Here is a 22173-nt window from a genome sequence, read left to right on the forward strand (position 1 = left end):
GGGGAAAGGTTGAGGGGCGGTTGGGCGCGATTTTCCCTTCTCCCCCTGTGGGAGAAGGTGGATCGGCGCGATAGCGCCGAGACGGATGAGGGGTGTTCCAGCGGAGTGAGACGTTGGTGTTCCCTGGAACACCCCTCATCCGTCACCTTCGGCGACACCTTCTCCCACAAGGGGAGAAGGGAGGTCGCGCCTGTTGCTTGCGGCTGGCGACTTTCCCTTGAATGCAGCTATCATGAGCCGATCAAGGCTTGCGGGGAGATGGCGGTGGAAACGGCGGATTTCATGCCCGGAGAGGCCGTCATCGCCGGCATCCGCCGGGATATCGAGGCTTATGAGGCGCGCAGGGCTTCGGTCGTTCGGCAAGTGCGCTGGCGGGTGCCGCTGTTCGTCGGCCTGGTGCTGGTGGCCGTGGCGCTGATCGCCTGGCTGTTCAACAAGGCCGCCGACCCCCACGAACAATGGGTTTCGACACCACATGTCTTTCTCTACATACTTGGCTTCGCGGCTTCGATCCTGGTGTATTTCCAGGCCATGAAGCCGGCGGCCCGGCTGCAGCAATCGTTCCGCGACACGTTGCTGCCCATCATCTTCGGCTTCGTCAGGGATTTCGGCTACCGGCATGGCGAAAGGCCGAACTCCTTCGACCGGCTGCCGCGCGAGGCGGTCGGGCCGTTCAACCGGCAATCCTTCGACGATGTCATCTCGGGCCGCTACGACGATTTTCCGTTCGAACTCTACGAAGCCGAATTGCGGGAAGGGACGGGCAAGGGCTCGTCCACGGCCTTCAAGGGCGTCATCGTCGCCTTCGAGGCGGTCGAGCCGTTCCCGGGCATATTGGTGGCGACACGGCGCAGCAACGCGGTGGTCAGCTTCTTCCGCGGCATGTTCGCCAGCAGGATGCAGGAATTGTCGAGCGGCGAGCCGCTGCTCGATGCGGCCTACGAATTCCGCAGCGACAATGTCGAGGCGGCGAGGCCGCTGGTGACGGGGCGGCTGGCGCAGGCGCTGAAATGGCTGGGCGAAACATGGCGCGACGATCCGGCGCGCGTCGCGCTCAACGGTGGCGACGGCTTCCTGCTCCTGCCGCAGGCCAACGATTTCTTCGAGCTGCCGCCGATTTCGGTGCCGCTGGACTACCAGACCCATGTGGCGCCGATGATCTCGGACATGGGAGCCATGCTGGCAACGGCGGCGCTGGTGCGCAAGGTTGGTGCGAAGGGCGGGGGTTAGCCGGCGTCCTTCTCAGCAATCGAAGCCGTATTTGTCGCGCATGTGGTCCGCCTCTTCCTTCGATATTCTTTGGAACATCACACAGACGGTGAAGCTGCCGACCTGTCGTCCGTCGCGGGTATATCCCCAGTCGGAAATGTCTTCCCTGCTGAATTCTATGTTCTGGCCGAGGACGACGTTGCGCACTTCTTCCGGCTGGTTCGCCAATATGCCGACAAAGCCGGTTTTGGTGCGCCGGAACGGGATCACCCAGAAATGTTCAGTGACATGCCCGTCGCGCACCTTGACCTTCAATTTGAACCTGTCCGTGCCGGAGGGCGGCGCTTCGGCCAGGGCCAGGAATTCATCCAGGCCGGCGAGCGCATGCGCCGTCGCCGCCGTCATTTCAGGATCGCCGGGAGCAAAAATAACCGTCTTGTCGTCACCCGGGTCGGCGCCTTGCGCGCCTGCCAATTCCGGAGCCAGCACCAGCATCAGCGATATGATGGTTCGGACTGCAAGTTTCATGGCTGGCCCCTCGTCGTGACGGTTTGCACCATCCTGCATCTATCCCGAATTTGCAACCATGGCGCGAGTCTTTGTTGGCATTCCGGGATAGCGGTTGAGCCGATCCATGAAACAAAACTTGTATCGATGGAAAGTCGGCAGGCGGTTTCGTGATGCAAGCCGAGGCAATTGCGGCGGCTGCATGATGGCCGCGAGGCGTCCGCCGCAATCGGCTAAACGACTCTTTTCGTGGAAGAACTGCACGCGTCGAGGCAAACCGTGTGCCTGGAAAGAGTGTCGGCCATAGGCAATGTGTCGGAATTAAGCCGCTGATTTTCTTGCTAAAATTCACCCAATGTGATTTGCGGGAGAGCAGGCTTCCGTTCCAGTTTCCGGGCGTTCGGCGCTGCCGCTTCGCAAGGCGGCCCGGAAAACCGAAACAGCACGGAGTGCTATCCATGAAGAAGACCCTCGCAACCACCGCCGCCCTGCTTGCCTTCCTCGGCACCGCCTACGCCGCGACCGTTCAGGGCACCATCCAGGCGGTCGATCCGACGACCAAGTCGATCACGCTGGATGACGGCAAGATCTACCAGCTTTCGCCCAAGGCCTCGGTCGGAAAATTCAAGGTCGGCGCCAAGGTGGCTGTGACGGTGGATGACAAGACCGGCATGGTGACGTCGATCAAGAAGGCCTCGTAGAGGTAAGGCATTCATCGCTCATCCTGGTCCTCTCCCCGTGAAGAACGGGGGGAGGGTGCATCTTGCGTGATGAGCCCTGACTGATCGGTCCAAGGCCTGATTGCGATGTGGTTCCCCCAATCCGTCGCTGCTTCGCAGCGCCACCTTTCCCCCTCCGGAGGGAAAGGAAGGGAGCATTTCTGGGCGAGCTTTGAGCGCAAAAGGCCTGGCGCCTTTCCTCTCCCCCGTCGATCGGGGGGGCCGAAGGACGGGCGAGACCCGTGGCTCGCCCCCGCTAGGTGTCTCGGCAAGGCCGAGACGGAGTGGGGGTCGACCAGCGCGGCATAAGAGGAATGGATGCGCCAAGTTGCCACGCACTCGGCCAACCGCCCAGGCCTGGCAGCCCTCAAGGCTGATTGAAGGACCTACAGCCCCGTCGGCATCAGGCCGGCCAGCCAGTTCACCGAGCGCTTGGCGGCGTCGGCGGTGGCGGAGGCGGCACGGCCGAGATCGCTCTTGACCACCGCATAGCCGTTCTTCGTGCGATAGAGCACGCCGGTGCCGCCATCGACCACCTGCTCATAGGCGACGGGCCGGGCTGCGGCGGCCTCCATGGCCGTCGTCGGCGAGCCCACGGGAACGCTCGGCCGGTGGCTGAGTTCGGGCGGCAGCGGCCGTTCCGGCTCGACGGTCCGGTCGGCGGGCTTGAGGTCCGGACGGGACGCGATCGCGGCCAGATGCGAGGAGGACGCCGAGCCCTTGGCGCGACAGATGCCGGACACCAGCGGATAGTTGAAATTGCGCTGGTGCAGGATCTGGCTTTTCATCGCGGCTTCGCATTCGGCGATGGTCGACCACTTGGCCGGCGTCTCGCCGATGTATTCGCAAAGCTTGGCGTCGCAGTCGCAGCCGACAATGGTCATGGCGACAAGGGCGGTCTTGATCACGGTCTTGTCCCTTCGAGATGCCCCCCGGCAACCCATTCAGGCGCATGCCGCGAGCGACATGCGAAATCCGGCACTCCTTCGCGCGCGATCAAGGCGGGATTTGGCCGCGATTATGGAATGAGCGTGGCGAAGCGGACAATCCCGGCCGGCGTGGCCGAAAGGCCTCAGTAATCGTACACATGCTCCAGCCTGGCGCCGGCCTTCATCAGCGCCGGCAGCACCAGATGCAGCCTGCGCACGGCAACCACCATGCCGGTGCGGCGCGTCGAGGGCTGCGCCGGGAGCGCGTAGCTGAACAGGATGCGCATGCCTTCCGGGACGGCGATCGCATCCGTGGACAGCACAGTGACCATGATCTGGTCATTGCCGCCGATCTCGACGAAGGAGACGCCCCTGTCGATCAGGCGCGGGATCATGTCGGTGAAGGTCTGGTCGCGCCTGGTGACGAAGATGGTGCCGTCGGCGCCATAGTCGCGTTCCAGCAAGGTGTCGGGCTCGTTGCGCGTGGCTTCGCCGACCGGCCCCCTGGCCCAGACATGGATGTCGAGCAGGGCGGGGTCGGCGGCGGTCTGTCCCTGCCTGATCAGGTCGGCATAGCCCTGCTTGATCGTGTCGGCCAGACCGAAGGCAAGCTTGCGTTCGCTGGTGCGGACCGCACTGTCGCCGGGCGCAGGCTGCACGGCAAACAGGCCGGCGCGCTTTTGCGCAAAGGGGAACTGGTACCATGGAGCCTGGTCGAGAGAGCCCGCATAGTCCGCCGCCACCCTGGCCTGGTAGATGTCGGCGGCGGTGCGCTTGCCCGCCATGGCCTCGGTAATGCGGCCGACCGTGTTCTCATAGGCCCATTGCACGATGTGCTCGATCGAGTTGCTGGTGCCGTTGACGACCAGCATCTGGTGGTCGTCATAGTTGAACCTGTCGGCGGAGCTGGCGCGGATCACAGTGGCATAATCCTGCCAGAAGTGGCCGACATAGGACCAGTAGGGAAAGCCGCTCGGCTGGTCCTTGGCGACAAAGCCGGCATAGTCGCGCGCGGCGTAGACGATCGCCCATTCGGGGTAGGTGAGGAAGGTCGATTCCTGCGGCCGCTGGTAGCCGGGGATCTCGGCGCGCACCTTGTCGGCCAGCACCTTGGGCGGCGCGCCGTCGGCGATACCGGGCAGCGGCGTCTTGTCGATCGAGGACGTGGTCAGGAAACCATAGGTCAACCCGACGACCGGGACGAGAATGACGATGACGACCAGCCAGAGGATCGTCTTGACGAGGCGCTTCAGCCAGCGGAACAGGAACATGGCCGGTCAGGCCGCGGCGAAGTGGTCAAGGACGCGCTTTGGCAGCGCGAAGCCGATACAGACGACGATGCCGCCAATCAGAATATGCGGCAGGCTGGTGAAGAAGCGGGGCGGGAATTCGATATTGCTGAGCGACCGGAAGCCGATGGCGACAACGCCGAAGAACAGGAACGCGTAGGCAACGGCAAGCTTCTGAACCGGCGTCATGAAGTACCCCCCTGCAGGGAGCCCGTTCGCTGACGCGTATATGCCGGCCGCCTGACGTGCTTCGCGGTTCCGATGCTCGCGGACCGGATGTCCGCCGCGTTCGGTCCCCGAACCCACGCCATGCACCTCGACAGAGCGCGCCCTCCAGCGGACTCCAACGACGCCGAACGTTAGCCGATTTTGGCGCAGGTTGCAGCCCCAACCGGAAACACCGTTAAAATTGCGGGGAATGGCCAAAAAACAGTCGGCGCCGGGATTTCTCCCAGCGCCTCCCTGTCAGATCAGGACACGGTCGCGGCAGCAACTTCCGTAAAGTCGTCGCGCCATGCCGGCCTTGATTTTGACGGTCCTGCCAGTCGCCACCCGGAGGCAGCGCCCGTTCCAGACCACGCCGGTCTCGACCCTTGCGGGCCTTGCCCTGCGTGCCATCGAAGGTTTTTGCCGTCCTTCATGGCAGCATCGGTCCGCCGTCGGCGTTGGCACGCTTTCCGCGGCCCCGTAGGTCTCGGCTTCCGTCCCTCCAGCAAGCGAACCTGCTCTTGTTCCGGGCCGTACGGGCCTCAGGAAATCCACCTCTCGCTTTCGCCTTTCGGCTGGGCGATCCGTAGCCGCCTGAGATGGGTTGAACTTACGCCGGGTAAGGGTCCTGGGGAATGCCCGCGCCCCTGTGGATAGCGGGATTATCGGGGACCAGTGCCAGAAGCCGAGGAAATTCAAGCGCCAAGGCATTAGACAGGCCGCCCCCGCTTTTCGGCGTCCCGCGCCCGGCGCCACTTGCCCCGCCAGCCCGTCCGGGTTTGAATGCCGGCAAAAGACCGGACGCCCCATGTCCGGCGCCGGGGAGGGCCAGCATTTGAAGGTCGGGGTGGTTCTCAATCCGATTGCCGGCGGCGGCCGGCTGAAGCGGCGTTGGCCCGAAGTCGCCGCCTCCCTGAAAAAGCACTTCGGCGATTTCGAACTGCGCGAGACGCAGGCCGAGGGGGATGCCGAACGGCTGGCGATCGATCTCGCGGCGAACGGCTTCGACCTGGTCATCGCGGCCGGCGGCGACGGCACTGCCAGCGAGGTGGCCGACGGACTGCTGCAGGCCCGCGCGGAGAGCGGCAGGACGGCCGAACTCGGTCTCCTGCCTTGCGGTACCGGCATCGATTTCGCGCGCGGCCTCGCTTTGCCGAAGGAGATCGACGCAACGTTGAAACGGATCGCCGAGGCGCAACCCAGGACGGTCGACGCCGGCCGTATCTGCTACATCGACGACCAGGGCGCGCTGGCCAGCCGCCACTTCATCAACATCGCCAGCCTGGGCCTGTCGGGGGCGACCGACCGCGCCGTCAACGCCGACAAGCGCAAGGGCAGGATGTCGGCCAAGACGCTGTTCCTGTGGCGCACCGTCGTCGAGTTCATCCGCTACCGCTTCCAGCATGTCAGGATCACCGTCGATGAAGGCGCGCCGGTCGAGGCGCGCATGGCGCTGGTGGCAGTGGCCAACGGAAGATTCTTCGGCGGCGGCATGATGATCGCGCCGGACGCGGAATTGACCGACGGGCAGTTCGACATCGTCATCCTGCGCGCCGCGGGCAAGCTGAAGCTGATCTGGGATATCCGCCTGCTCTATGGCGGCCGCCACCGCAACCATCCGGCCATCACCATATTGCGCGGCAGGAAAGTGGTTGTCGAACCGATTGGCGATGCCGAAAAGAACGGCGCCCTGGTCGATATAGACGGCGAGTCGCCCGGGCGTATACCGGCGACATTCGAGATCCTGCCCGGCGCGCTGACGCTGAGATATTGAGCGAAGGCGTTGCCTCTGGGTGGGGCGCCCCACAACGTCGTCATCCCAGGGTCTTCGCGACGGAGCTTCGCTCCTGCTTCGCCCGTGGATGACGAAGCGATAGGCGTTTCAGCCAATCGCCGAGGCATGCGGTTCGGTCGAAGCTCTACCCGACAAGACCAATCGCAATCTTGCAGCTCTGATTCAAGTTCCTACGGTCTTGATACTGAATGTCTGTCTAAATTATTGATTTCTATAACTAATATAATCGGCTTCATATCTCCAGCTTCGCCGGAAAGCCGGGCGCACGCAGGTCCGTGCCGACGGCATCCTCGAGCAGCTTGACGATCTGGGTCGACCAGGCGCCGCCGCCATAGGCGGCCTTGCCTTGCTCGAAAATCGTATTGACTTGCGAGGCAAGTTCCAGCGGCACGCCGAAATCCCGGCCCATGCCCAGCGCGAAGCCGAGGTCCTTCAGTGCCAGGTCCATGGTGAAGCCGATGTCGTAGGAACCGTTGAGCACGAGCTGGCTTTCGGTCTCGTGGACGAAGCTGTTGCCGGAGGAGGCAACGATCGCGTGATAGGACTGGGCAAGGTCGAGGCCACCTTGTTTGGCTAGCATCAGTGCCTCGCCGGCGGCGACGAGATGGATGAAGGCCAGCATGTTGGTGATGACCTTGATCACCGCCGCCGAGCCGACCGGTCCCATCAGGAAGGATTTCGCGCACATCGCCTCGATGGCGGCGCGATGGCGCTCGTAGAGTGCGGCATCGCCGCCGACCAGCGCGGTGATCTTTCCGGCCGCCGCCAGATGCACGCCGCCGGTAACCGGACACTCAAGCGTCTCGACACCGCCTGCAGAGGCGAGGGCGGCAAGGCGCACGATCTCGTCGCGACCATTGGTCGACATCTCGATCCAGGTGCCGCCCTTGGGCAAGCCTTCGAGCAGGCCGCCGGGGCCAGCCAGCACCTGTTCACTGACCTTGGGCGAGGGGAGGCAGGTCACGGCATTGCCGGCCCGCGCCGCCGCCTCGGCGGGGCTGTTGGCCGCAATGGCGCCCAGTCCCACGAGGCGCTCGACGGCAGTGCGATCACGATCGAAGACCGTGACCGCAAAGCCGTTGCGGACCAGGCTGGCGGCAAGGTTGCCGCCGAGATGGCCAAGGCCGATGAAGGCGTAGCTTTGGCTCACGGCATCAGCGGCGTCTGCATCATCTGCAGATGCAGGTCCTTGCCGGTGTAGGGATGCGCGTCGCAGACCGCCTCGTTGAGCTCGACGCCGAGGCCGGGTTCCTTCGACGGGATGACATTGCCGTCCTGCCACTCGATCTTCTTCTTCAGGAGCGTGGCGTGGAAGCCGTCCCACTGCTTCAGCGATTCCAGGATCAGGAAGTTGGGCAGTGTCACCGCCAGCTGGATGTTGGCGGCGCCCACGATCGGCCCGCAATAGCAATGCGGCGCGACCTGGATGTGGTAGGCCTCGGCCATGGCGGCGATCTTCTTGGTTTCCAGGATGCCGCCGGAGCGGCCAAGATCGGGCTGCAGGATGGTCGCGGCACGGTTCTCGATGACGCGGGCGAATTCGGACTTGGTGGTCAGCCGCTCGCCGGTGGCGATCGGGATTGAGGTGCCACGGGCGACCTGCGCCATCACCTCGGGCATATCCGGCGGCACCGGCTCCTCGAACCACAGCGGATCGTAGGGCTCGATGGCGCGTGCGATGCGCAGCGCGCCCGACGCGGTGAACTGGCCGTGCGTGCCGAACAGGATGTCGGCACGCGTGCCGACCGCCTCGCGGATCGCCTTGATCATGCGGGTCGAGACGTCGATGTCGAGCAGGCGCGGCTGGTGGCCGTCGAAAGCGGTGTAGGGACCGGCGGGATCGAGCTTGACTGCGTTGAACCCCTGCTCGACATATTCGGCCGCGCAGGCGGCGGCCATTTCGGGGTCGTTGTAGACATTCCTGCCGTCGGGTGCGTCTTCCGAATGGACGCTGCCGGTATGCGGGTAGAGATAGGTGTAGGAGCGCAGCGTCTCGTGCACCTGACCGCCGAGCAGCTTGTAGACCGGCTTGCCGGCCTCCTTGCCGATGATGTCCCAGCAGGCCATTTCGAGCGCCGAGAAGCAGCCCATGCCGGTCACATCGGGGCGCTGGGTGAAGCCGGAGGAATAGGCGCGGCGGAAGAAGTTCTCGATGTCGTGCGGATCGTGGCCGATCAGATAACGCTCGGCCATGTCCTCGACCAGCTTGGCCGTGATGTGGGCGGAGAAGGTGGCGTTGTAGGCTTCGCCATAACCGACCACGCCGCCATCGGTGGTCAGCTTGACGAAGATGAAGTACTTGCCGCCGATGCCGGGCGGTGGGTTGCCAACAACCCAGGTCTTGACGTCGGTGATCTTCATGCGTGGTCCTCCAGAACCAGTTCGGCGCCTTTCCAACCGGTCATGACCGAGGCGGCGTTGGTGTTGCCGGTGATGTTGTCGGGAAAGATCGAGGCGTCGATGACGCGCAGGCCGTCGAGCCCGTGCACTTTCAGCCGCGGATCGACGACGGATCGCGAGGCGTCCGGCCCCATGCGGCAGGTCGAGACGGGGTGATACACGGTGCCTGAGCGCTTCCTGAAATCGGTGATCAGGTCGGCGTCGGACTGGATCGACGGGCCGGGCAGCACCTCCTCGGCGATGATCTCGGCCATGGCCGGCATCGAGGCGATCTTGCGCACGAACTTCACAGCCGCCAGCATCTCCTCGACATCGGCGTTGGTCGAATAGGCGTTGGCGACGATCCTGGGATAATCCAGCGGATTCTTCGAGCGTATCATGATCTCGCCGCGGCTCGACGGGCGGCAGTTGGACAGGCCGATGGAGAAGCCAGGCCAGGGGTCGGGCGTCAGGATCGGGCGCTCGCCGCTCTTCGGGATGACGGTCGAGAAGGCCTGGAAATAGAGCTGCATGTTGGGGCGCGAGAACGCCGGGTCGGTGCGGAAGAAGCCGCCGCCGTGGTTCATCGACAGCGACAGCGGGCCGGATCGGGTCAGGATGTACTGCATGCCGACCAGGAGCTTGCCCCACCAGGGGCGCAGGATCTGGTTGAGCGTCGGCACCTTGCCCTTGAACGTGTAGTTGATGCCGACATGGTCCTGCAGGTTGGCGCCGACATTCTCGTTGGCATGGACGACAGGGATGCCAAGTCCCTTGAGCAGCTCGGCCGGGCCGACGCCGGAAAGCTGCATGAGCTGCGGCGAGTTGATCGAACCGGCGGAGAGGATCACCTCGCGGCCGGCGCGCGCCGTCGTCGTCTGGCCATTCTGCAGATACTCGATGCCGACGGCGCGCTTGCCCTCGAACAGGATCTTCGTCGCCAGCGCATTGGTCTCGACGCGGACATTGGCGCGCTTCATCGCCGGGCGCAGGAAGGCGCGCGCCGCCGACATGCGGCGGCCGTTCTTCGTCGAAATCTGATAGGTGCCGACGCCTTCCTGGGCGGCACCATTGAAATCGCGGTTGAGCGGCAGGCCGGCCTGCTGGCCGGCGGCGAGGTAACGCTTCGTCAGCGGGTGGACGGCGTTGGTCGTGTCGGTGATGTGCAGCGGGCCGCCGGTGCCGCGCCATTTGTCGGCGCCGGCCTCATTGTCTTCCAGCGCCTTGAAGGCCGGCAGCAGATCATCGTAGCCCCAGCCGGGGTTGCCGGCGTCGCGCCAGTCGTCGAAATCCTCGCGCGCGCCGCGGATCCAGACCATGGCGTTGATCGAACTCGACCCGCCGAGCAGCTTGCCGCGCGGCCAGTGGTCGACATTGCCGCCCAAACCGGGATCGGGCTCCGGCTTGTAGTTCCAATTCACCGCCGGGTCGAAGAAGGTCTTGCCGTAGCCGAGCGGCATCTGGACGTAGAAGCGGCGGTCCGTGCCGCCGGCCTCGAGCACCAATACCGAAAAACGGCCCGAGGCCGACAGTTTGTCGGCAAGCACCGAGCCGGCCGAGCCGGAGCCGACGATGATGAAGTCGTAAGTCTGCATGATGGGCGCGGGTAGCTCCTGAAACCGGGGCGCAGCCTAGACGCCACGGGTTCGCCGCGTCACCGGACCTTCCGGCATCGGTTGTGAAAAAAGCGACTGGTATATCCAGTCGGCTTGCGTGGAATCCCGACAATCGCGCTTGAAATGCACCGGCTCGACGGCCTATGCGGTGGCATGGCTCAATCTGCGGAAGGCAGGTCATCATCATGCGCACCCTGTCGGATGCTTTCATTCCGGAATTGCCGGGTTACTACAAAGGCAAGGTGCGCGAGAATTACGACCTGGCGGACGGGCGGCGCATCATCATCGCCACCGACCGCCTCAGCGCCTTCGACACCATCCTGACCTCGATCCCGTTCAAGGGCGAGATCCTCACCCAGACCGCGCGCTACTGGTTCGAGCAAACCGCCGACATCTGCCCCAACCATGTGCTCGAATATCCCGACCCGAATGTCGTGGTCGGCACAAGGCTGGACATCCTGCCTGTCGAGATCGTCGTGCGCGGCTATCTGGCGGGGACCACCAGCACCTCGATCCTGACGCGTTACAAGCGCGGCGAGCGGGAGATGTACGGCATGCGCCTGCCGGACGGAATGCGCGACAATGAGAAGCTGGCGGAAGCGATCATCACGCCAACGAGCAAGGCGGCGGACGGCGGCCATGACGAACCGCTGTCGAAGGCCGAGATCATCGGGCAGGGGCTGCTCACGCAGGCGCAGTGGGACACGGTATCAGGTTACGCCTTGAAGCTGTTCGCGCGCGGCCAGGCGCGCGCCGCCGAGCGCGGCCTGATCCTCGCTGACACGAAATATGAATTTGGCACCGACGCGAACGGCACCATCATCCTGGCCGACGAGATCCATACACCCGATAGCAGCCGCTACTGGATCGCTGCGAGTTATGAACAGGCGCTGGCCAGCGGCACGCGGCCGGAGAGCTTCGACAAGGATTTCATCCGCTCCTGGGTGGCCGCGCGCTGCGATCCCTACAAGGACCCGATCCCGACAATTCCAGACGAAATCGTCGAGCAGGCTTCGCGGGTCTATGCCCAGGCTTACGAGGCGATCACGGGCAGGACGTTTATGCCAGACTTGTCGGGTAACACGGTTCTGGACCGCATCCGGGCCAACCTTGCCGGTTATTTCTGAGACGCGGCCTTTCGTTTGGCGCTCTGGTTCGAAGCCGCGCTGGTCGACCCCCACTCCGTCTCGGCTTCGCCGAGCCACCTATCCCCCGATCGACGGGGGAGAGGAAAGGCGCCTGGCTTTTTTGCGCTCGACGCTTGTCCAGCAAGGCTCCCTTCCTTTCCCTCCGGAGGGGGAAAGGTGGCGCTGCGAAGCAGCGACGGATTGGGGGAAGCCCGCTCCAAAACCCGCAATCATCGAAAGTTGACGCCCCCGGCGAGCGCCAAGGTTTGCCTTTTACCCATGGTGGCGAGGAAATAGCACCCTCGGCGCGTTGACCTGTTCCAGCGGCGGCGGTACGGGATCGATGACCATCACCTCACGAGGATTTTGCCCATGGTGCATTACGCGGACGGACGGCCGATCGGAGACCTGACGCTGCGCACGCTGGCCATGCCTTCGGACGCCAATGCGGCCGGCGACATTTTCGGCGGCTGGGTGATGGCGCAGATGGATCTGGCCTGCGGCATTCGCGCCGCCGAGCGCGCCAGGGGCCGCGTGGTGACGGCGGCGGTCAAGGAAATGTCCTTCGCCAAGCCGATGAAGATCGGCGACACGCTGTGCATCTACACCCATGTCGAACGCGTCGGCCGCACCTCGATGACGCTCAAGGTCGAGGCCTGGGCGCAGCGCTACCTCTCCGACCTGATGGAAAAGGTTACCCATGCCGATTTCGTCATGGTGGCGCTGGACGGCGAGGGCAAGCCGAAGGCCGTGCCGGCCGAAGCTTGACGAGAGGCGGTTCCACCGCTCCCCGGCGTTTGTAACACCGCCCGCGCCTGACGATGTTTCCGCGACATCCAACGGTTTCCTTCGCGCCCGATCCTGGCGGCGCAGGAGGACACATGATGCGTCAATACATGCTGACCGGCTGGCTGGTGGCAGCCCTTGTGGCCCTTGTCTGCCTGCTCGGCGTGACAGCCTATGCCGAGGTCAAGCAGGATCTCCCGCGCACTGCCTGCCTGCATGTCAATACGGACATAAGGAAGCCGGCGGCGTCCTGCGAAGGCATGGCCCCACGAGTCTAGAGCTCTTCAGCCTCGGACGCCGTCGAACTTTTCGCGCGCCGCCCTGACGCGCTGCGTGTTCCTGCGCGCCCATTCGCCCAGCGCGCTGACAGGGATCAGCAAGTCGTGGCCGAGTTCGGTCAGCTCATAGTCGACGCGTGGCGGGATCGTCGGGAACACGGTGCGGGTGACGAAGCCGTCGCGCTCGAGACCGCGCAGCGTCGTGGTCAGCATCTTTTGCGAGATGCCACCGACGGCGGCGCGCAACTCGTTGAACCGCAACGACCCGGCACCCAGCTTGCCGACCACGAGAACGGTCCATTTGTCACCGATATGCTGGAGGATTTCCGAAACCGCGCGGCAGTCCTCGGTGTTGTGTGGGTGCCTCAGTAACAAAACGGTGCCTCCTTGCGTCGGGAGCTGACAGTATCTCATATAGCGCCGGTATCTAAATGATACCAGCTTTTTACTGGAATGGAGAGCCCCCATGTCAAAGCCGAAAATCGCCATCATCGTCGGTTCGACGCGCGCCGCGCGCTTCGCCGACGTGCCTACCCAATGGATCGCCAAGATCGCCAAGTCGCATGCCGACATCGACGTCGAGGTGGTCGACCTCAGGGATTTCCCGTTGCCCTTCTTCGATGAAGTCGCCTCTTCCGCCTGGGTGCCGTCGACCAACGAAGTGGCGCAGCGCTGGCAGAAGAAGGTCGCCGAATATGACGGCTTCATCTTCACCGCCGCCGAATACAATCACGGCCCGACGGCGGTGCTGAAGAACGCCATCGACTACGCCGCCAACGAATGGAACAAGAAGCCGGCCGGCTTTGTCGGCTATGGCAGCGTCGGCGGCGCGCGTGCTGTCGAGCAGCTGCGCCTGCATGCCGTCGAGTTGCAGATGGCGCCGGTCAAGTCAGCCGTCCACATCGCCTGGGGCGACTTCCTGGCCGTGCGCCAGGGCGAGAAGAAGCTCGAGGAACTCGAGCATCTGAACCAGGCCGCGACCGCGCTGGTCAACGATGTCGCTTGGTGGGCCAAGGCGCTCAAGAGTGCGCGTCAGGCTGACGCGCTGGCCGAGGAAATCAAGGCCGCCTGACCATCGCAACCATCCTCCCAAGGATATAGGGGTGGCGCTTGCGCCGCCCCCTGGAGCTGTTCATCACTGAACGGCTCGAGATCCTTGCGGCAGGCAATTCCGGGAAACCGTTTCACACTTTCCTGGAATTGTCTCCAATCGGTCAGACGCGAAGCAGCGTCTTGATCGCGCGCCTTTCGTCCATCGCACGGTAGCCTTCCGCGACCTCGGCCAGCGGCAGTTGAAGGTCGAACACCTTGCCGGGCTTGATCTTGCCCTTCAGCACGCGATCCAGGAGATCGGGCAGGAATCGCCGCACGGGAGCCGGTCCGCCGAGCATGCGCTTTTGGCCGAAGAAGAGGTTCTGACCATCGAAGGTGACGCCGTGCGGCACACCGACATAGCCGATCGTGCCGCCGGGGCGAGAACAGGCCAGCGCCTGGTCGAACGATTCCCTCGTGCCGACGCATTCCAGCACCGAGTCCGCGCCGACGCCCTTGGTGAGGTCCTTGATGCGGGCCACGCCTTCCTCGCCGCGCTCCACGACGATGTCGGTGGCACCGAAGTCGCGGGCGAGTTTCTGGCGGCTGGCGTGGCGGCTCATGGCGATGATGCGTTCCGCGCCCATCTCCCTGGCCGCGAGGACGCCCATCAGGCCGACGGCGCCGTCACCGACCACGACAACCGTCGATCCTTCCCGCACCTCGGCCGCGTCGGCCGCATACCAGCCGGTGCCCAGCACATCCGACACGGCCAAAAGGTCGGGCACGAGTTCGTCTGGCGGAACCTCGGCCGTCGCCACCAGCGTGCCGTCCGCCAGCGCCACGCGGGCATAGGGGGCCTGCGCACCCGTCATGAACTCGCGTTGCACACAGGAAGACTGGAAGCCGAAGCGGCAATGCGGACAGGTGTTGTCGGATAGGCAGAAGGAGCCGACGACGAACTGGCCGGGACGGACCGTGCGGACTTCACTGCCGACCTCAACGACGATGCCGCAATATTCGTGGCCCATATGCATGGGGCCGTCGACAGTCTGGAGCCCACGATACGGCCACAGGTCCGACCCGCAGATGCAACTGGCCGAAAGCTTGATGATGGCATCTGTAGGATGAATGATCTTGGGGTCCGCGACTTCCTCGCAGCGGATGTCGCCTGGCTTGTGAAGGATGGTTGCGAGCATCTTTATTTCCTTTCGTTCCATGGGAGAGGGGCAAGGGCGAATTCGGCTCCTTGACATGGCCGTCCGCCCCTCCCGCGGCGGTCAAATGCGTTCGATGTGAAGCGGGAATTTGCCGGGCACGTGCAAAGCCTCGTGGCCTCCGTCGAACCGGCCAAGCCTGATCAGACCGGGATGGCGGTAGTCGGCGTAGAACATCGCCAGATTGCCCCATGGCATGAAGTAGCAGAGGTCGTAGGGCCGCTCATCGCCGAACGGACCGCTTCCCTCTTCGGTGAGCTTGCGTGGCAGGTAGGCGATCTTTTCATTGTGGGCATAGTTCTCGATCGTTAGATCGAGCGGCAGCATCGAGAAGAAATCGCGCGCCGACGGATTGTCATGCAGGGTGGCGGTCATGGTCCGGCCGTCGAAGGTCATGCTGATCCTCATGTCGGTGGGCTCCCGGCTGGCTGCATCCTTGCGCTGCTGGCTTGCGGCGGGACGCGGGAGGATCGTCGCCGCAAGCACCGTACCGAACACTATCCGGCGGGTGAACAGGCTGCCTTGGGAAGCCATGTCTTCAGCCTTCCGTTGTGCGCCATGCCGCCACAGCGAGCACGGATGATCCGCATAAAAGGACCGCGCCGAATGCGAACGCCCCGGACCAGCCGATCCTATCGAACAGCATGCCGCCGATCGCGGCGCCGCCGGTGATGGCGAACTGGATGGTGGCGACTTGCAGTCCGCCGCCGGCTTCGGCATCGTCGGGCAGCACGCGGCTCAGCCATGTCCCCCAGCCGACAGGTGCCGCGGTGCCGAAGAAGCCCCAGGCGACGAGCAGAAGCGACACCGCAACGGGCGCGGCGCTGAAGGCGATCAGCTCGGTGGCAAGGACAGCCATGGCAAGCGGAATGACGATCAGGATGCTGAACAGGCGCGTGCGCAGCAGCCGGCCGATGCACCAGGTGCCCGCCACGCCCGCCAGCCCCATGGCCAGCAGCATCGCGGAGAGCACCGGGATGCCGACGCCAGTGACGGTTTCGAGAAACGGGCGTAGATAGGTGAAGAGCGCGAACTGGCCCATGAAGAACAACAGGATGGAGGCCATTCCCATCGCGACCGGGCGGCGGCCAAGCAGCGACAGCGCGTTGGCGGAAGCCGCCCTGTTGCGCGGGGGCAGGGGCGGCAGGCTGATCCATTGCCAGACAAGCGCCAGCAGGCCGAGCGGGACGACAAGGAAGAAGGCGCCCCGCCAGCCGACATAAGCGCCGAGCAAGCTGCCCAGAGGGGCGGCGATCGTCGCGGCGATGGCATTGCCCGCGTTCAGCATGGCAAGCCCCTTCGGCACCATGTCTTGCGATACGAGCCGCATGACGATCGACGTCGACATCGACCAGAAACCACCGATCGCGACCCCCAGCAAGGCGCGCCCTACCATCAACAGCGCGTAGTTCGGGGCGAAGGTCACGGCGAGGCCGGAGACGATGAGGAGCAAGGTGAATCCGGTCACGACGATGCGACGGTCGATCCGGCGCGTGAGGCCGGCGACCAGCAGGCTGGTCAGCACCGCGAACGCGCCCGAGATCGATATGGCCTGGCCTGTCTGGCCTTCGGTGATGGCGAGATCGGCCGCGATCGGCGAGAGCAGGCTGACGGGCATGAATTCGGATGCGATCAGGACGGCAACGCACAGCGCCATCGAAAACACCGCCCCCCATGCGGGGCGGGTATCGACAAGCCGTGAGTCGTAGGTGGTTTCCATTGCCGGGTATCCTTGCTGGGCAGCGGCTCGCCCGATGGATCGGGACCGAAGGCCGCTGCCGCCAAGCCGGGAAGATATCGCCGGCAAGCTTGTCTGATTAGTGGAGATAATCTGCATGGACTTATCGGGCTGTGATATGAATTTGAGTCCGGAGGCAGTCCATGCAGCGCGACGACATGAAGGATCTGCTCTGGTTTCTGGCCGTCGCCAGGGAGAAGAGCTTCACCAGGGCGGCCGCCAGGCTCGGAACCTCGCAATCGACGCTCAGCCACACCATCAAGCAATTGGAAGCCCGTCTCGGGGTGCGCCTGCTGACGCGCACCACGCGGAGTGTTGCGCCCACCGAGGCGGGCGAGCGGCTGTTCCGGTCGGTCGCGCCGCGCATCGAGGACATCGAAGCCGATCTGACGAGCCTGGCGGCATTTCGCGACAAACCGTCTGGAACAGTGCGCATCACGCTGTCGGATCATGCGCTGCAGACCACGGTATGGCCGAAGCTGCGGCCAGTGCTGCTCGACTATCCGGATCTGCGCGTCGAGCTCTACAGCGACAATGGCATGCGAAACATCGTGGAAGAGCGGTTCGATGCCGGGGTGCGGCTCGGCGAAAGCATCGACAGGGACATGATCGCCGTCCGCATCGGCCCGGACTGGCGGCTGGTGGCAGTGGCGTCGCCGGACTACTTTCGCCGTCGCCCGGCTCCGAAAACGCCGCAGGATCTCGTCGGGCACGACTGCATCAACATGCGCCAGACCACCTTTGGCGGGCTCTATGCCTGGGAGTTCACGAAGGACGGCCGTGACCTCCGGGTCCGGGTGGAAGGCCAGCTCACCTTCAACACGTCAATTGCCATGATCGACGCCGCGATGAGCGGCTACGGCATCGCCTACGTGCCCGAGGACCTCGTCAGCCGCCATCTTTCGGAAGGGCGGCTGGAACTTGCGCTGGGCGACTGGAGCCTGCCTTTCCCGGGCTATCACCTCTACTATCCAAGCCGGCGGCAGATTTCCCCGGCCATGGCGGTGATCGTCGATGCGTTGCGCCATCGAAGCTGAGACAGGCGATGTCCGGGAGGATCAGGTTGCCGGAGGCGCGATTGTTCCGCCTAATCGCCTGCGCGGGCGAGCAGCAGCGCGCGCTCCCTGTCATTACCGGTCAATTGCGCGGCCTGGCGGAAGGCGGCGCGGGCTTCCACTGGGCGCCCCAGCTTTTCCAGGAGATCGCCTCGCACGGTCGGCAACAGATGCGAATCCTTCAGGCGCGGCTCGTCCCGCAACGCCTCGACGATGGCCAGACCCTGTGCCGGGCCGAACGCCATGGAGACGGCCGCGGCCCGGTTGATCTCGACGATCGGCGAGGGGGCAGCCAGGGAAAGCGCCTGATAATAGGCCGATATCGCTATCCAGTCGGTGTCGCCCGGCGTCGCCGCGCGGGCATGGCAGGCCGCGATCATCGCCTGCAGCAGATAGGGGCCGGGCGTCGGCGTCAGGGCCATGGCCCGGTTCAGGCCGTCGAGGCCGCGCCGGATGAGCGACCAGTCCCATCGGCCGCGGTCCTGGTCGAGCAGCAGGACCGGATCGCCGGTTTTGCCGGTGCGCGCGGGAAAACGTGAGGCGCTGAACTCCATCAGCGACACCAGCCCCCGCACCTCGGGCTCATCCGGTATCAGCGCCGTCAGGGAGCGGCCGAGGCGCAACGCCTCGCCGCAGAGATCGGCGCGCAGCCAGTCCGGTCCGGTTGTCGCCACGTAGCCCTCGTTGAAGATGAGATAGACCACTTCCAGCACGGCGGCGAGGCGTTCGCGCCGTTCGTCGGCGCGCGGCGTCTCGAACGGGATCGCGGCATCACGCAGCGTTCGCTTGGCGCGCACGATGCGTTGGGCGGCGGTGGCTTCAGGCACCAGGAAGGCGCGGGCGATCTGCGGCGTCGACAGCCCGCCCAGGAGGCGCAAGGCAAGGGCCGCGCGCTGCTCGGCGGGCAAGACAGGGTGACAGGCGGTGAAGATCAGCCGCAAGAGGTCGTCGTCAATATCCTCGTCGAGCGTGGTTTCGATGTCGGGCATTTCGCGCTCGAGTTCGGCAAGGTCGATGGCGAGTTCGCGATGCTTGCCGTCGATCATGGTGGTGCGGCGCAGCCGGTCGAGCGCGCGGTTCCTGGCGACCTCGGTCAGCCAGGCGGCCGGGTTGCGCGGAATGCCGTCCCGGGGCCAGCGCTCGAGCGCCAGCACAAAGGCGTCCTGCGCGATCTCCTCGGCCAGCCCGATATCCCTGACATAACGGGCGAGCCTGGCGGTGAGCTTCGGCTGCTCGATCCGCCAAACCGCTTCGATGGTGGCCGCTTCGATGGTGGCTGTGGCTGTCAATCTTTCAACTCGATGAAGCCTTCCGCCACCTTCTGGACGTCCTCGGGGAACTCGCTGATTTCAAAGACCCGGCGAATCTCGATCACGTCATTCTCCCCGGCCGGGCAGCGGCGGGCCCATTCGATGGCTTCTTCACGCGAGCGCACGTCGATCACCCAATAGCCGCCGAGCACCTCCTTGACCTCCGCGAAGGGCCCGTCGGTGACGACGGGCTTGCCGCCCTTGAAGCTGACCCGCGCGCCCGATGACGGCGGATGCAGCCCGTCGAGCGCCAGCAAGATGCCTGCCTTCTTCAGCTCCTCATTGTATTTCATCATCCCTTCCACCGCCTTGGCATCGGGCATGACATCGGGCGCCGCCTCTGCGTAGCCCCCGGGAATCATCAGCATCATGAACCGCATTGTCTTCTCCTTGGTTGGATTGGTTCGATGATACGACGAACGGACAACAACGGAATCGACAAGGCGGCGAAAAAAGTTCTGATCTCGATCATGCCGCAGGCCAGGGCGTTGGACCGCCACATGGGCGGGGCTGCCATCTGGCCACGCCATCGCGCCCTGATATATCCGGCTGCAATCCGTCAACTGAGCATATCCGTGAAGTCATCCAGCCTCGCCGGCGCAGCATCCCCCGCAATTCCCGTGCTCGTCTGCGCGCTCGCCATCTTCCTCCTGTCCGGCATGGACGCGGCGATGAAGGTGCTGGTCATCGCGGTCGGCGTCTACAACACGGTGCTGTGGCGCAGCATGCTGGCGACCGTTGTGGCGGGCGCGGGCTGGCTGGCAGGGGGGCGCTCGCTGCCTTCCCCTTCCGTGCTGAGGCTGCACGCGCTGCGCGCCGTGGTGGTCGGCATCGTGCTTCTGTCGTTCTTCTGGGGCTTGGCCAGGCTTCCGCTCGCCGAGGCGATCGGGCTGAGTTTCGTTGCGCCGCTGTTCGCGCTGCTGCTTGCCGCGCTGCTGCTTGGCGAGCGCATCCAGCGTCGGGCGATATGGGCTTCGCTCGCCGGAATAGCCGGTGTCGCGATCATCGTTGCCGGACAGTTCGGCCACGCCACCTATGCACGCGATGCGCTTCTGGGCACGATCGCGGTGCTGGCTTCTACCGTGTTCTACGCCTACAACCTGATCCTCGCGCGGCAGCAGGCGATGGTGGCCAAGCCGATCGAGATCATGCTTTTCCAGAACCTGAGCATCGCGATCATACTGGGCCTCGCGGCGCCATGGCTCGCCGTGGCGTTGCCGAGAGATCTGTGGCTTCCGCTGGCCGGTGTCACGGCGCTGTCGCTCGCCGGCCAGTTCCTGATGAGCTGGGCCTATGCGCGCGCCGAAGCGCAATATCTGATCCCGACCGAATACTCGGCCTTCATCTGGGCGATCGCGCTCGGCTGGTTCTTCTTCGACGAGGCGGTGACGTGGACGACACTGGCGGGAGCCGGCCTGATCGTGGCCAGCTGCCTGATCGCGGCGCGTTCGAACCCGAAGCTGGCCGAGCCGATCGAAGCCGCCGTTTGAGGCCGGGCGGGCGTTCGTCTCAGCGCGCCACCGGGCGATGGCCGTCGGGCAGGCGGGTGGCGATCAGCTTGTCGATACGGCGGCCGTCGAGATCGACCACCTCGAAGCGCCATCCCTGCGCGTCGACGCATTCGCCGGTCGCCGGCAGATGGTGCATGTGCGACAGGACATAGCCGGCGACGGTCTCGTAGTCGCGGTTTTCCGGCAGGTCGATGCCCAGCACCTCGGCCATCTCGTCGGCCTGCATGTAGCCGGCGAGCAGCCAGGATCCATCCTCGCGCTGGACGGCGTTCTCCTCCTCGCCGGCCTCCAGGTCGGAGCGGAAGACGCCGGTGATGGCTTCCAGGATGTCGGCCGGCGTGACGACGCCTTCGAAATGGCCGTATTCGTCATGCACCAGCGCCATCGGCACATCGCTTTCCTTCAACTTCTGCAAGACGTCGAGCGCATCGGCCTGGTCGTGAACGATGGGTGCGGCGCGCACATATTTGCGCGGGTCGAGCACATGGCCGCCAAGCAGCGCCGCCAGGACGTCGCGCGTCTGGATGACACCGACCATGGCGTCGACGCTGCCATCGCCGGCGGGCAGGCGCGAATGCTGGGTCTCCATCAAGAGTCTGCGGATCGTGGCTTCATCGGATTGCAGATTGATCCAGTCGACATCCGTGCGCGGCGACATCACGGCGCGCACGGCGCGGTCGCCAAGCCGCATGACGCCGGCGATCATGCGCCGCTCGTCGGATTCGATGGTGCCGTGATGTTCGGCCTCGGCGACCAGCATCTTGATCTCCTCGTCGGTGACCTTTTCCTCGGCTTCGCCGCGTTGGCCAAGCAGCCACAGGACGGTCCGGCCGGACATATCGAGCAGGAACACCAGCGGGGCCGAGATCGTGGCAAGAATGGTCATGGCGGGGGCCGCTCTGGCAGCAACCCGCTCGGGATCGCGTAGCGCTATCTGCTTGGGAACCAGTTCGCCGATGATCAGCGAGAAATAGGTGATGACGGCAACGACAATGCCGACGCCGAGCGGATCGGCGATGCTCTCGCGCATGCCGGTGGAGGCCAGGAACACGGCAAGCCGGTCGCCCAGAGTGGCGCCGGAGAAGGCGCCGGAAAGCACGCCCACCAGGGTGATGCCGATCTGCACCGAGGAGAGGAATTTGCCGGGATTGGAACCGAGCGCCAAGGCGCGGCCGGCGCCGCTGACATTGCGGTCGATCATTGCCTTGAGCCGGGCTGGCCGCGAAGAAACGATGGCGAGTTCGGACATTGCCAGAAGGCCGTTCACGCAGATGAGGACGACCACGATAGCGATTTCGACGTATAGCATGTGGGCTCAATAGCATTGTGGCGGGGCGCTCGAAAATAGTCCGTCGTTATTTTTGGAATATGACGGGTGACTTTCAGGCATCGTCCCAGTGCGGCGCCGAAAAACGCTCGATGAGGGCGTCGACGACGACGCGTACCTTTGGCGTGAGCGTGCGCGTCAC

23 protein-coding genes are annotated in these 22173 nt (G+C 64.6%); 9 read left to right on the top strand and 14 right to left on the bottom strand.

The window, feature by feature from the left end:
• Window positions 1-258: 258 nt before the first annotated feature.
• Window positions 259-1230, top strand: coding sequence for a DUF3137 domain-containing protein (locus tag FFS37_RS31555; protein ID WP_171026502.1), 972 nt, complete (start codon window positions 259-261; stop codon window positions 1228-1230).
• Window positions 1231-1242: 12 nt separating this feature from the next.
• Here the strand turns inward: FFS37_RS31555 and FFS37_RS31560 are convergent, their stop codons facing one another.
• Entirely contained in the window at window positions 1243-1737 is a 495-nt protein-coding gene (locus tag FFS37_RS31560; RefSeq protein ID WP_137934865.1) for a YegJ family protein, read from the bottom strand.
• Window positions 1738-2174: 437 nt separating this feature from the next.
• Here FFS37_RS31560 and FFS37_RS31565 point away from each other — a divergent pair, with 437 nt between their 5' ends.
• Window positions 2175-2417 (top strand): DUF1344 domain-containing protein, encoded by a 243-nt coding sequence (locus tag FFS37_RS31565; protein WP_137934866.1) that lies wholly within the window; start codon window positions 2175-2177, stop codon window positions 2415-2417.
• 404 nt (window positions 2418-2821) lie between these two features.
• On the opposite strand, the gene FFS37_RS31570 is transcribed toward FFS37_RS31565, so the two are convergent.
• From FFS37_RS31570 to FFS37_RS31580, 3 genes are all read right to left on the bottom strand, one after another.
• Window positions 2822-3343 (bottom strand): hypothetical protein, encoded by a 522-nt coding sequence (locus FFS37_RS31570; RefSeq protein WP_137934867.1) that lies wholly within the window; start codon window positions 3341-3343, stop codon window positions 2822-2824.
• Between the two features lie 164 nt (window positions 3344-3507).
• Entirely contained in the window at window positions 3508-4635 is a 1128-nt protein-coding gene (locus FFS37_RS31575; protein WP_137934868.1) for a hypothetical protein, read from the bottom strand.
• Between the two features lie 6 nt (window positions 4636-4641).
• Window positions 4642-4842 (bottom strand): hypothetical protein, encoded by a 201-nt coding sequence (locus FFS37_RS31580; RefSeq protein ID WP_137934869.1) that lies wholly within the window; start codon window positions 4840-4842, stop codon window positions 4642-4644.
• An 853-nt stretch (window positions 4843-5695) separates the two neighbouring features.
• Between FFS37_RS31580 and FFS37_RS31585 the strand changes: the two genes are divergently transcribed.
• Window positions 5696-6634 (top strand): diacylglycerol/lipid kinase family protein, encoded by a 939-nt coding sequence (locus FFS37_RS31585; RefSeq protein WP_137934922.1) that lies wholly within the window; start codon window positions 5696-5698, stop codon window positions 6632-6634.
• Between the two features lie 253 nt (window positions 6635-6887).
• Here FFS37_RS31585 and FFS37_RS31590 read toward each other — a convergent pair whose 3' ends face one another.
• Genes FFS37_RS31590 through FFS37_RS31600 form a run of 3 tightly spaced genes read right to left on the bottom strand, consistent with a single transcriptional unit; the run spans window position 6888 to window position 10629 of the window.
• Window positions 6888-7805 (bottom strand): NAD(P)-dependent oxidoreductase, encoded by a 918-nt coding sequence (locus tag FFS37_RS31590; RefSeq protein WP_137934870.1) that lies wholly within the window; start codon window positions 7803-7805, stop codon window positions 6888-6890.
• Complete coding sequence (locus FFS37_RS31595; RefSeq protein ID WP_137934871.1) at window positions 7802-9016, bottom strand: mandelate racemase/muconate lactonizing enzyme family protein; 1215 nt, start codon at window positions 9014-9016, stop codon at window positions 7802-7804. The genes FFS37_RS31590 and FFS37_RS31595 overlap by 4 nt, the downstream gene beginning before the upstream one ends.
• On the bottom strand, window positions 9013-10629 hold the full coding sequence (locus FFS37_RS31600; RefSeq protein ID WP_137934872.1) for a GMC family oxidoreductase: 1617 nt from the start codon (window positions 10627-10629) through the stop codon (window positions 9013-9015). Before FFS37_RS31600 ends, FFS37_RS31595 begins: the two co-directional genes overlap by 4 nt.
• Window positions 10630-10835: 206 nt before the next feature.
• On the opposite strand from FFS37_RS31600, the gene FFS37_RS31605 reads away from it, so the two are divergent.
• From FFS37_RS31605 to FFS37_RS31615, 3 genes are all read left to right on the top strand, one after another.
• Window positions 10836-11777, top strand: a complete 942-nt coding sequence (locus tag FFS37_RS31605; protein WP_137934873.1) for a phosphoribosylaminoimidazolesuccinocarboxamide synthase — start codon at window positions 10836-10838, stop codon at window positions 11775-11777.
• A gap of 372 nt (window positions 11778-12149) precedes the next feature.
• The gene (locus FFS37_RS31610) at window positions 12150-12545 is read left to right on the top strand and encodes an acyl-CoA thioesterase (protein ID WP_137934874.1); all 396 of its coding nucleotides are present in this window, start codon (window positions 12150-12152) and stop codon (window positions 12543-12545) included.
• A gap of 113 nt (window positions 12546-12658) precedes the next feature.
• Entirely contained in the window at window positions 12659-12841 is a 183-nt protein-coding gene (locus FFS37_RS31615; protein ID WP_232375845.1) for a hypothetical protein, read from the top strand.
• 6 nt (window positions 12842-12847) lie between these two features.
• Here FFS37_RS31615 and FFS37_RS31620 read toward each other — a convergent pair whose 3' ends face one another.
• Complete coding sequence (locus FFS37_RS31620; protein WP_171026503.1) at window positions 12848-13216, bottom strand: winged helix-turn-helix transcriptional regulator; 369 nt, start codon at window positions 13214-13216, stop codon at window positions 12848-12850.
• 91 nt (window positions 13217-13307) lie between these two features.
• Between FFS37_RS31620 and FFS37_RS31625 the strand changes: the two genes are divergently transcribed.
• Complete coding sequence (locus tag FFS37_RS31625; RefSeq protein WP_137934876.1) at window positions 13308-13913, top strand: NADPH-dependent FMN reductase; 606 nt, start codon at window positions 13308-13310, stop codon at window positions 13911-13913.
• A gap of 142 nt (window positions 13914-14055) precedes the next feature.
• Here FFS37_RS31625 and FFS37_RS31630 read toward each other — a convergent pair whose 3' ends face one another.
• The 3 genes from FFS37_RS31630 to FFS37_RS31640 all read right to left on the bottom strand — a co-directional run bounded on the left by FFS37_RS31630 (window position 14056) and on the right by FFS37_RS31640 (window position 16810).
• Entirely contained in the window at window positions 14056-15072 is a 1017-nt protein-coding gene (locus FFS37_RS31630; RefSeq protein ID WP_137934877.1) for a zinc-dependent alcohol dehydrogenase family protein, read from the bottom strand.
• Window positions 15073-15153: 81 nt separating this feature from the next.
• Complete coding sequence (locus tag FFS37_RS31635; RefSeq protein WP_137934878.1) at window positions 15154-15624, bottom strand: cyclophilin-like fold protein; 471 nt, start codon at window positions 15622-15624, stop codon at window positions 15154-15156.
• A gap of 4 nt (window positions 15625-15628) precedes the next feature.
• Window positions 15629-16810, bottom strand: a complete 1182-nt coding sequence (locus FFS37_RS31640) for an MFS transporter (RefSeq protein WP_137934879.1) — start codon at window positions 16808-16810, stop codon at window positions 15629-15631.
• Between the two features lie 161 nt (window positions 16811-16971).
• Between FFS37_RS31640 and FFS37_RS31645 the strand changes: the two genes are divergently transcribed.
• The gene (locus FFS37_RS31645) at window positions 16972-17865 is read left to right on the top strand and encodes a LysR family transcriptional regulator (protein ID WP_137934880.1); all 894 of its coding nucleotides are present in this window, start codon (window positions 16972-16974) and stop codon (window positions 17863-17865) included.
• A gap of 50 nt (window positions 17866-17915) precedes the next feature.
• On the opposite strand, the gene FFS37_RS31650 is transcribed toward FFS37_RS31645, so the two are convergent.
• Together FFS37_RS31650 and FFS37_RS31655 are read right to left on the bottom strand one after the other, a co-directional pair.
• Window positions 17916-19172: an RNA polymerase sigma factor gene (locus tag FFS37_RS31650; protein ID WP_210240499.1), complete on the bottom strand. Its 1257-nt coding sequence runs from the start codon at window positions 19170-19172 to the stop codon at window positions 17916-17918.
• On the bottom strand, window positions 19169-19573 hold the full coding sequence (locus FFS37_RS31655; RefSeq protein ID WP_137934881.1) for a YciI family protein: 405 nt from the start codon (window positions 19571-19573) through the stop codon (window positions 19169-19171). Before FFS37_RS31655 ends, FFS37_RS31650 begins: the two co-directional genes overlap by 4 nt.
• A 183-nt stretch (window positions 19574-19756) precedes the next feature.
• On the opposite strand from FFS37_RS31655, the gene FFS37_RS31660 reads away from it, so the two are divergent.
• On the top strand, window positions 19757-20683 hold the full coding sequence (locus FFS37_RS31660; RefSeq protein WP_137934925.1) for a DMT family transporter: 927 nt from the start codon (window positions 19757-19759) through the stop codon (window positions 20681-20683).
• A gap of 19 nt (window positions 20684-20702) precedes the next feature.
• On the opposite strand, the gene FFS37_RS31665 is transcribed toward FFS37_RS31660, so the two are convergent.
• Window positions 20703-22013, bottom strand: a complete 1311-nt coding sequence (locus FFS37_RS31665; RefSeq protein WP_137934882.1) for a hemolysin family protein — start codon at window positions 22011-22013, stop codon at window positions 20703-20705.
• Window positions 22014-22173: the final 160 nt, after the last annotated feature.

Origin of the sequence: Mesorhizobium comanense, assembly GCF_005503535.1 — a bacterium.
In the GTDB taxonomy this organism is placed as follows: Bacteria; Pseudomonadota; Alphaproteobacteria; order Rhizobiales; family Rhizobiaceae; genus Mesorhizobium; species Mesorhizobium comanense.

Coding starts and splice junctions, on each gene's coding strand:
- FFS37_RS31555 (WP_171026502.1), top strand. CDS start 259: ATGGCGGTGGAAACGGCGGATTTCATGCCCGGAGAGGCCGTCATCGCC.
- FFS37_RS31560 (WP_137934865.1), bottom strand. CDS start 1,737: ATGAAACTTGCAGTCCGAACCATCATATCGCTGATGCTGGTGCTGGCT.
- FFS37_RS31565 (WP_137934866.1), top strand. CDS start 2,175: ATGAAGAAGACCCTCGCAACCACCGCCGCCCTGCTTGCCTTCCTCGGC.
- FFS37_RS31575 (WP_137934868.1), bottom strand. CDS start 4,635: ATGTTCCTGTTCCGCTGGCTGAAGCGCCTCGTCAAGACGATCCTCTGG.
- FFS37_RS31580 (WP_137934869.1), bottom strand. CDS start 4,842: ATGACGCCGGTTCAGAAGCTTGCCGTTGCCTACGCGTTCCTGTTCTTC.
- FFS37_RS31595 (WP_137934871.1), bottom strand. CDS start 9,016: ATGAAGATCACCGACGTCAAGACCTGGGTTGTTGGCAACCCACCGCCC.
- FFS37_RS31600 (WP_137934872.1), bottom strand. CDS start 10,629: ATGCAGACTTACGACTTCATCATCGTCGGCTCCGGCTCGGCCGGCTCG.
- FFS37_RS31605 (WP_137934873.1), top strand. CDS start 10,836: ATGCGCACCCTGTCGGATGCTTTCATTCCGGAATTGCCGGGTTACTAC.
- FFS37_RS31610 (WP_137934874.1), top strand. CDS start 12,150: ATGGTGCATTACGCGGACGGACGGCCGATCGGAGACCTGACGCTGCGC.
- FFS37_RS31615 (WP_232375845.1), top strand. CDS start 12,659: ATGATGCGTCAATACATGCTGACCGGCTGGCTGGTGGCAGCCCTTGTG.
- FFS37_RS31625 (WP_137934876.1), top strand. CDS start 13,308: ATGTCAAAGCCGAAAATCGCCATCATCGTCGGTTCGACGCGCGCCGCG.
- FFS37_RS31630 (WP_137934877.1), bottom strand. CDS start 15,072: ATGCTCGCAACCATCCTTCACAAGCCAGGCGACATCCGCTGCGAGGAA.
- FFS37_RS31635 (WP_137934878.1), bottom strand. CDS start 15,624: ATGGCTTCCCAAGGCAGCCTGTTCACCCGCCGGATAGTGTTCGGTACG.
- FFS37_RS31640 (WP_137934879.1), bottom strand. CDS start 16,810: ATGGAAACCACCTACGACTCACGGCTTGTCGATACCCGCCCCGCATGG.
- FFS37_RS31645 (WP_137934880.1), top strand. CDS start 16,972: ATGCAGCGCGACGACATGAAGGATCTGCTCTGGTTTCTGGCCGTCGCC.
- FFS37_RS31655 (WP_137934881.1), bottom strand. CDS start 19,573: ATGCGGTTCATGATGCTGATGATTCCCGGGGGCTACGCAGAGGCGGCG.
- FFS37_RS31665 (WP_137934882.1), bottom strand. CDS start 22,013: ATGCTATACGTCGAAATCGCTATCGTGGTCGTCCTCATCTGCGTGAAC.